We start from the raw sequence: 8,720 nt of genomic DNA, 5'->3' as shown, positions 1-8,720 counted from the left end.
TTTTGAAAATCAACTTTAAGCTCACAATTATCAATTTTTTTTATGTAAATAATATCATCTTTAGTTGTAAATTTTAATTTTTCTAAAACTTTTTTAAAATTTTCCTTTGTAATCATAGCTGATCCTAAAAATTTATAAAGTGAGCACTCTGAAAAAATACTCTATTTAAATACTATTTTGGCATATGAAATTTGTTTATTACCAAATCTCCGTCACCATCAAAATATAGATAATATAAAAAATCTTTTTTTATAGGATAACCGATTAGATATCTAATGGCAAGATTTGCTTCGAAAGAAGCTACCATCATAACTATCGGAGCAGCGATTCCTCCAGGAGTTTTGTCTGTTATCTTAAAAGCTTTAAAACTGCTTTTGTCAAAAAAACATACCTGTCCGTTAAACTCCTCAACGCTTGCGTATATCCAAGGGATTTTTATCTCTTTGCTAAATTGATCTATTTTTTGTCTTGTTTGCAAATTGTCTGTGCAATCAAGAATAAGATCATAATTTAGAGCTCTTTTTTTAAACTCATCAAAACTTTCGTTAAAAGCCAACGCTTTAACATAAGGGCATCTATCTTTTAAAAGTTTAGCTACAACATCGGCTTTATATTTTCCTTCATCATCCATTTTAAAAGCAATTTGTCTGTGAATATTATGTAAACTTACTTTATCAAAATCAACCAAATAGATCTCGCCGATACCGCTTGAGCCAAGAGCTATGGCTACAGAGCTTCCAAGTCCTCCACATCCAATAATCGCTACTTTTTTATCAAGCAAAGAGTTTTGAGTCTCTTCACCCCAAAGCTCTATCTGCCTTTTAAAATAATCTTTCATACTCACCTCTGTTTTGGGGCTATTTTATGATTAAAAGCATTTTTAAAACCCCACGCTTTTTTACACTCTTTAATATACTCTTTATCAATTTTACAAATTAAAAGCTCCTCTTTATCTGAGAGCATACTCTCTATCTTTCCGTTAGGATCAACACACATACTCTCGCCGTAAAATATCCATTTTATATTTTTATCTTTATATTCTCCTATTCTGTTTGCCCTCAAAAGATAAAAATTACCCAAAAATGCTCTTGTTTTTAAAAGCTCTCTCCATCGTAAATTTGAATCAAACGTAGAAACGGTTGGGATCAAAACAGCATCGACATTTTTTCTCATAAACTCGTCAAAAAAATAGTTAAAATGAACTTCATATCCACCTATTACTCCAAATTTTATACCATCGATATTAAATATTAGCGGCGGTTTTACAACTTCTATATCGTTTGAAAAAAATCTCTCTTCGTTCCAATGTTTATAATTTATCAATATCTGTTGATAATAATAACTATTTTTTTTAGGGGTAGAGAGCAAAATAGTTTTATAAATTTTTTCCTTTTGAACCAAAACCACGGGAGCCACTATCGTAATACCGTATTTTTTTGAAAGCTCTTTTATCATATTAACTTGATGATTTGACTGCTCTTTGATCATATTAATAGGAGTGTTTTCAATCTCTTTAAAAAATCTGTTTAAAACAAACTCGGGAAGTAGCAGCATTTTTATATTTTTATGTTTGCAAATCCTTAGATAATAATCCAATCTATTATGGCTCATACCAAGATAAGCCGTCTGTAATATAGCGCACTCCATACATTACTCTTTTGGTATAAAATTTTCTTTTTCTATCTCTTCAATCTCCGCTTTTGCGCTCTCTAACATCTTTTGCGCCTCTTTTAAAGCATTTATCCCCTCTTTATAAAGCTTAACGCTTTCATTTAGCGGAATTTCCGGATTCATAAGTTTTTCCAACACTTTTTTAGCTTCTTCTATTTTTTTCTCAAAATCGCTTGCTTTCATCTTTTTTCCTCTAAAATATCGTTAATATATTGGCTAAATTTATCCACCTCAACCAAAAAGGCATCATGCCCGTAATCGCTCTTTACTTCGTAATATTCGGCCAAATCCCCTTTTCCAATAGCATCCATGGCATCTTTAATCTCTCTCATCTCCTCAGGAAGAAAAAGTATATCTTTTTCAAAACCGATCAAAAAAAGTTTCGATTTTACAACCTCCAAAGCCTCACTTAACGAATCGTATCCTCTGCTTAGATCAAAAATATTTATAGCTTTAGTTATATATAGATAACTTAAAGGATCAAACCATTTTGAAAAGTTATAACCGTTATACTCAAGATATCTCTCAACCTCAAATCTACCAAAAAGCTCATACAAACCCTCATTTGCCACATAAGCTCTGCCAAATTTTCTATCCATCGAATAATGACTTAAAAAACTTATATGACCGGCCATTCTCCCAATAGCCAGCCCATTCAATCCCTTCTCTTGAAGCTCTTTTGGATCATATTTTCCGTTTTTAAAATTTGGATCTTTTAATATAGCCTCCTGAGCTACTTTATTAAAGGCTATTACCCACGGTCTTGTAGCATGAGTTGCCGCTAATGATATAGTATATTTTGCAAATCCCGGAAAATCCACGGCAAATCTAAGAGCCTGCATACCTCCCATACTTCCGCCGATAACCGCATGGATCTTATCTATCCCAAGTTTTGATAATAAAATCCTTTGAGCTTTTACCATATCTTTTATGGTAACAACCGGGAATTTAAATCTATAGGGCTTATCATCGGGATACATTTTAGACATAGGACCGGTTGAGCCAAAACAGCTTCCTATCACGTTTGTGCAGATAACGAAAAATTTTGAGGTATCCACCGCTTTTGCGTCGCCTATTAGATTATCCCACCATCCCGGCTTTCTATCTCCTTCATATTTTCCGGCAGCATGATGAGAACCGCTTAGTGCGTGACAGATCAAAACTACGTTGCTTTTATCTTCGTTAAGCTCCCCGTATGTTTCATAAACTATTTCGTAAGGTTCCAATATCCTACCGCTTTCAAGATATAAAGGATTTGTAAATTTCGCTTTTTTCGTAGTTATTTCCAATTATAACCTCTAATAAATATTTTAGAGACAATTATACCCAAGTAGGAGTAAGAAAATATTAAAATTTCGCAAGAGGTTTTATAATATATTAGTTTATTATCTATACTTAAAATCTTTTTTATTTAACAATTCTCATATAGGCTCAACTATCTTGATATTATCAAATTTTTTCAATTTTAATAAATTTTTATCTCTCGTAACAAAAATATCCACTCTTTTTCTATCTGCGCTACAAAGAATAAGTAAATCCTCAAAATCTTTAAACTCTTGTTCGTAAAAGATATTTTTGGCTTTTATAAAATCTGCCTGAGTCAAATAAACTATCTCTAACTCCTGAGATAATTTATCAATTGCTTTTAAAACCCTTATCTTATTATGCCCTTTTTTCTCAGTCAAAACATAAAAAATAGTTGTTAAAAAATCTCCGCTAAAATAAAATTTTACACTCTCATCATCTTTATATTTTAGATAAAACCGGACGCTATTTTTATGATTTTTCCTTGTGCTATCCAGCATATCCAAACATATGTTTGCGTCTAAAAAGATATTCACTCCCCACCTTTAGCTTTGGAATACTCTTTTTTCATCTCTTTTATATCAATATCGCCTATCATTCCATCCAGCATTCCGATAAAAGCACCGGTTCTTTTATTTGAAAGTTTTTGCACCTCATCAACAATATTTGGATCTTTAAGAATAGCTTTAAAATATGTATTTATAGCTTCACTAAAACTTTTATGTTTTAAAGATAATATCTTAGCAACATTCTCTACAAGCTCTTTGTCTAATAAAAGATTTTTTCTTATTTTGGCAACTCCCATTTTATACCCCCTGTATATATACATATTCTCATTATACGCATAATTAAAACATTTGTCAAATTGATATAACTTAATTTTATTTCATAGCTTCCTCTAAATCCTCGATTAGATCTTCAACCGCTTCTAATCCTATACTAAGTCTTATAAGCCCCTCGCTTACCCCGGCTTTAATTAACTCTTCCCTGCTTAACTGCTGATGGGTAGTTGAAGCTGGATGGGTAATGATGGATTTACTATCTCCTATATTTACGACTCTGCTAAATATTTTTACTCTATTTGCTATTTTTTTCGCCTCTTCAAAACTTCCAACATCAAAACTCAAAAGTCCACTTGCTCCGCCTTTTAGATATTTTTTTGCGTTTTTATAATTGATATCGTCTTCTAAAAGAGGATAATTTACTTTTTTTACTTTTGGATGATTTTTTAGCCATTTAGCGATTTTTAAAGCGCTTTGACTATGCCTTTTTATTCTTAAACTAAGATGCTCAAGTCCTTGAATAAAAAGCCAACTATTAAAAGGACTTGGAGCCGACCCCATATCTCTTAACAAACTAAGCCTGGCTCTTAAAATAAATGGCGGAAATGGAGCCTCTATATAAACAAGTCCGTGATAACTCTCATCTGGTTCGTTAAACATTTTATATCTTGGGTTGTTTTTTAACTTCTCTTTTGCAAAATCGGCCTCTATTATAATCCCTCCAAGGGCAAGCCCCTGTCCCGTGGTATATTTGCTTGTGCTATGAACCACTATATCTACGCCATATTCTATAGGATTACAAAGAATAGGCGTAGCTACGGTATTATCCACAATCGTTAAAATATTATGCTCTTTTGCGATTTTAACAATCTTTTCAAAATCGGGCACATCGATACTTGGATTTGTGATAGTTTCAAAAAATATAGCTTTCGTATTTTCATCAATTAAACTTTCCAACTCTTTTGGAGAGTGAACATCAAACATTCTTGCTTCAATACCGAGTCTTTTTAAGGTATGGGTAAAAAGAGTAACTGTTCCTCCATATAGCTGATTTGCGGCAATTATATTATCTCCGGCTTCGCAAACGTTTAATATGGCATAATTAATGGCTGCCATTCCGCTACTTGTAGCAAGTGCGCTTACGCCTCCTTCAAGAGCCGCAAATCTTTTTTCCAATACATCGGTTGTTGGATTTCCTATCCTTGTATAAATATTTCCAACCTCTTTTAGACTAAAAAGATCCGCCGCGTTTTCAACGCTATCAAAAGCATATGCGGTAGTCATATAGATAGGAACGGCCATAGTTTTTTGTTCATCTTTGGTGTAACCTGCGTGAAGGGCAATCGTCTCTTTTTTCATAATAGACCTTTATAAGATTTTTTTATAGTTTAATATAAGGGGTATTCTAAGAAGCTTAATAAAAAAATATAACAAAAAAAGAGACTTCGAAGTTAAACTTCGAAGTTTATACGTGATAGTTTGGAGCCTCTTTCGTGATAGTTACGTCGTGAACGTGAGACTCTTTTAGTCCTGCACTGGTGATCTCAACAAATTCCGCTCTTTCTTGAAAAGCTTTGATATCTTTTGCTCCAACGTATCCCATAGAGCTTCTTAGACCGCCTATTAATTGATGAACTACGTTTGAGATTTTTCCACGATATGGAACCATACCCTCTATACCTTCTGGAACAAGCTTGTCCGCGGCCGTTCCTTCTTGAAAATATCTATCTGTGCTACCTTTTGTCATAGCTCCTATACTTCCCATACCCCTATAGGTTTTATATTGTCTACCTTGATACATAACAACCTCTCCGGGACTCTCTTCCGTTCCTGCAAGCAAACTTCCTATCATAACGCTACTTGCTCCAACGGCTAAAGCCTTCGCCACATCTCCTGAGTATTTTATCCCCCCGTCTGCGATTATTGGAACGTCATACTCCATAGCCACTTGAGCGCACTCATCTATGGCACTAATTTGCGGAACTCCCACTCCTGCTACAATCCTTGTGGTGCATATACTTCCTGGACCTATACCAACTTTCACTCCATCCGCTCCTGCCTCTATCAGATCGGCCGTCGCCTCAGCCGTCGCCACGTTTCCTGCGATTACGTCTATAACAAGGGTATCTTTTATAGCTTTGAGGGTATCTATAATTCCTTGAGAGTGTCCATGAGCCGAATCCAAAACCAAAACATCAACGCCGGCTTCCACCAAAGCTTTTGCACGATCTAGTTGATTTACGCCGATTGCAGCTCCAACTCTCAATCTTCCAAAATCGTCTTTATTAGCGTTGGGATACTCTATCTTTTTCTTTATATCTTTTATTGTTATTAAACCTTTTAAATATCCCTCATCATCTACTATAGGCAATTTTTCGATTTTATGTTTATGCATGATTTCAGCCGCTTCTTCTAAGGTAATACCAGGTTTTGCTGTAATTAGAGGCATTTTCGTCATAACTTCGCTAACTTTTTTTGAGTAGTCTCTCTCAAACCTCATATCCCTGTTAGTAAGTATCCCAAGAAGCTTTTTATGTTCATCCACCACAGGCACGCCGCTTATTTTATACTCGCTCATTAGCCTCTCAGCATCTGCTAAAGTTGCATCTGGATGAACAAAAATCGGATCTATTATTATTCCGCTCTCACTCTTTTTAACTCTTTTTATCTCCAACACCTGGGACTCTATATCCATATTTTTATGAATTATTCCAATTCCCCCAAGTCTTGCCATGGCGATTGCGGCTCTATGTTCTGTAACGGTATCCATAGCAGCCGATACTAAAGGGATATTTAATGTTACGTTTTTTGTAAGTCTTGTGGAGATATCAACCTCTTTTGGCAAAACTTTTGAGTGTTTAGGTACTAAAAGCACATCTTCAAATGTTAACGCCCTTTTTCTTATTCTCATATCTGCTCCTATAAAATTCTTTTAGCTAATAGCTCTTTCTAAACTTAAAGCCCCATCAAAAAGAGTCTGCTCATCAAAATGTTTTGCTATAAACTGCAAACCTATAGGAAGACCTCCATCCTCATCTACAGGAAGGCTAATCGCGGGAAGTCCGGCTAAATTTACTCCAATGGTATAAACATCGCTCAAATACATCTCAAGAGGCGTCTTTTTACTTCCAAATTCAAAAGCAGGTGTTGGCGCCACCGGAGATAAAATAAGATCAACGCTTTCAAAAACTTTTATATATTCATCTTTTATTAAATGTCTCACCTTTTGCGCTTTAATATAGTATGCGTCATAATAACCGCTACTTAAAACAAAGGTTCCAAGAAGTATCCTTCTTTTAACCTCATCTCCAAATCCCTCGCTTCGAGTATTTACATACATTTGGTTCAAATTTTTGGCCTCTTTGCTTCTATATCCGTATCTTACTCCATCATATCTGCTAAGATTTGTAGAAGCTTCGGCCATAGCGGTAATATAATAAGCCGCAATATCATATTTTGCATCCATTAAAGAGACTTCAATTATCTCGTGTCCCTCTTTTTTTAGCGCATCAATCGCCTTTTGATATGCCTTTTGAACCTCTTTGGAGGCGTCTTTGATATAGTTTGGAACCACACCGATTTTTAATTTTCTATTTGGATTTAGATTTTGAGCAACACTTTTATACTCTATTTTAGCGCTTGTTGAATCTTTAGGATCATATCCGCTTATGATATCATATAAAATAGCCGCATCTTCAACATTTTTGGTCATAGGGCCTATTTGATCAAGACTGCTTCCGTATGCCGCAAGCCCGTACCTACTAACTCTACCGTATGTTGGCTTCATCCCCACTATCCCGCAAAATGCGGCGGGTTGACGTATACTTCCACCGGTATCGCTTCCTAGAGCCGCGATAGCTATATCAGCACCAACGGCCGCGGCGCTTCCTCCGCTACTGCCTCCCGGAACTCTTGATCTATCTTTTGGGTTTAGAGTTTTTCCATAACAGCTGCTCTCGGTTGAACTTCCCATTGCAAACTCATCCATATTTGTTCTCCCAAAAGGAGAAAGCCCGGCGTCTAAAAGTTTTTGAATAACGGTAGCGTTATATGGAGCAATATATCCTTTTAATATCTTGCTAGCACATGTTATTTCCCATCCATCAACCTGAATATTATCTTTTATCGCGATTGGAACCCCATCGCCATACTCATCAACGCTTATATAGGCATTTAACTCTTTATTTTCCTCTATTTTTTTTATTAGCTCTTTTTTTAACTCTTTTAACTCTTCTTTGTTTAGCTTTAGCGCCTCTTTTAAAGTTATCAACTCTTCCTCCTATATCTATTTACAAAAAAAATACCCGTTAATGTTATTATAATAAAAAACAGTATAGCTCCAACTATAACTTCTATTGGGACCGGCTTAGATAGATCCATTTAATACCCTCTTACATCTATCGCAAAGCCCGTTTTCCTCTAAAGCCTTATATTTCCAACATCTTGGACATTTATGAAGTTTAGCTCTTTTTATATAAAAAAGATCCCCTTCAACTTCAAACTCTCCCAAAACTTCGCTATCTATATCTTTCAAAACGCCGCTTATTATAAACCAATCCTCTCTTTCTGTCTCATCAATATCCAAAACCTTTTTTGATTCGGTCTCAATAACAAGCTCAAGAGAACTTTTAACTAATTTATCCTTTTTTAAACCATCAACAATCTCGTTAAATTTTCTTCTTGCATCAAGCATATAATCTTCGTCAAAATCGCTTTTAATCTCTTTTATAGATTCATATTCAAAATCGAAAATATCCTCATTTTCATTTTTTAATACCTTTGGTGCATGTTCTACTATCTCATCAGCGGTATATGTCAACACAGGAGCTATCAAAGTCAAAAGAGATTTTGCGATTATCGCCATCGCACTTTGGCTTGCGCGCCTATGAGGATCATTTAGCGCATCGCAATATAGTCTGTCTTTACAAACATCAAGATAGATTCCGCTAAATTCGTTAACGA

At 35.0% G+C, this 8,720-nt stretch carries 10 protein-coding genes; all 10 read right to left on the bottom strand.

Translation table 11 applies throughout. The features are described 5' to 3' along the window. Positions 1–172 precede the first annotated feature (172 nt). Entirely contained in the window at positions 173–838 is a 666-nt protein-coding gene (locus tag AC30RD_RS03580; protein WP_489492866.1) for a HesA/MoeB/ThiF family protein, read from the bottom strand. A 2-nt stretch (positions 839–840) separates the two neighbouring features. After that, positions 841–1,647, bottom strand: a complete 807-nt coding sequence (locus AC30RD_RS03575) for a carbon-nitrogen hydrolase family protein (protein WP_489492865.1) — start codon at positions 1,645–1,647, stop codon at positions 841–843. Between the two features lie 3 nt (positions 1,648–1,650). Continuing rightward, positions 1,651–1,854 (bottom strand): exodeoxyribonuclease VII small subunit, encoded by a 204-nt coding sequence (xseB, locus tag AC30RD_RS03570; protein WP_489492864.1) that lies wholly within the window; start codon positions 1,852–1,854, stop codon positions 1,651–1,653. Beyond that, entirely contained in the window at positions 1,851–2,960 is a 1,110-nt protein-coding gene (metX, locus tag AC30RD_RS03565) for a homoserine O-acetyltransferase MetX (protein WP_489492863.1), read from the bottom strand. The genes xseB and metX overlap by 4 nt, the downstream gene beginning before the upstream one ends. A gap of 132 nt (positions 2,961–3,092) precedes the next feature. Beyond that, entirely contained in the window at positions 3,093–3,512 is a 420-nt protein-coding gene (locus AC30RD_RS03560) for a type II toxin-antitoxin system VapC family toxin (protein WP_489492862.1), read from the bottom strand. Further along, positions 3,509–3,781 (bottom strand): hypothetical protein, encoded by a 273-nt coding sequence (locus AC30RD_RS03555; protein WP_489492860.1) that lies wholly within the window; start codon positions 3,779–3,781, stop codon positions 3,509–3,511. Before AC30RD_RS03555 ends, AC30RD_RS03560 begins: the two co-directional genes overlap by 4 nt. A gap of 76 nt (positions 3,782–3,857) precedes the next feature. Continuing rightward, entirely contained in the window at positions 3,858–5,117 is a 1,260-nt protein-coding gene (locus tag AC30RD_RS03550; protein WP_489492858.1) for an O-acetylhomoserine aminocarboxypropyltransferase/cysteine synthase family protein, read from the bottom strand. 106 nt (positions 5,118–5,223) lie between these two features. After that, a complete protein-coding gene (gene guaB / locus AC30RD_RS03545; protein ID WP_489492857.1) occupies positions 5,224–6,669 on the bottom strand; it encodes an IMP dehydrogenase in 1,446 nt (481 codons plus the stop codon). Between the two features lie 21 nt (positions 6,670–6,690). Further along, positions 6,691–8,028, bottom strand: a complete 1,338-nt coding sequence (gene gatA / locus AC30RD_RS03540; protein WP_489492856.1) for an Asp-tRNA(Asn)/Glu-tRNA(Gln) amidotransferase subunit GatA — start codon at positions 8,026–8,028, stop codon at positions 6,691–6,693. A 96-nt stretch (positions 8,029–8,124) separates the two neighbouring features. Next, the coding region (locus tag AC30RD_RS03535; RefSeq protein ID WP_489492855.1) for a class I tRNA ligase family protein at positions 8,125–8,720 on the bottom strand (596 nt) is incomplete at its 5' end.

The sequence above is a fragment of the Nitrosophilus sp. genome (assembly GCF_982775275.1).
Note: the sequence above shows the minus strand (reverse complement) of the source record. Positions and strands in the feature narration are given on the sequence as shown.

Excerpts from the sequence above, each read along its gene's own strand:
- AC30RD_RS03580 (WP_489492866.1), bottom strand. The coding sequence starts at position 838 with ATGAAAGATTATTTTAAAAGGCAGATAGAGCTTTGGGGTGAAGAGACT.
- AC30RD_RS03575 (WP_489492865.1), bottom strand. The coding sequence starts at position 1,647 with ATGGAGTGCGCTATATTACAGACGGCTTATCTTGGTATGAGCCATAAT.
- xseB (WP_489492864.1), bottom strand. The coding sequence starts at position 1,854 with ATGAAAGCAAGCGATTTTGAGAAAAAAATAGAAGAAGCTAAAAAAGTG.
- AC30RD_RS03555 (WP_489492860.1), bottom strand. The coding sequence starts at position 3,781 with ATGGGAGTTGCCAAAATAAGAAAAAATCTTTTATTAGACAAAGAGCTT.
- AC30RD_RS03550 (WP_489492858.1), bottom strand. The coding sequence starts at position 5,117 with ATGAAAAAAGAGACGATTGCCCTTCACGCAGGTTACACCAAAGATGAA.
- guaB (WP_489492857.1), bottom strand. The coding sequence starts at position 6,669 with ATGAGAATAAGAAAAAGGGCGTTAACATTTGAAGATGTGCTTTTAGTA.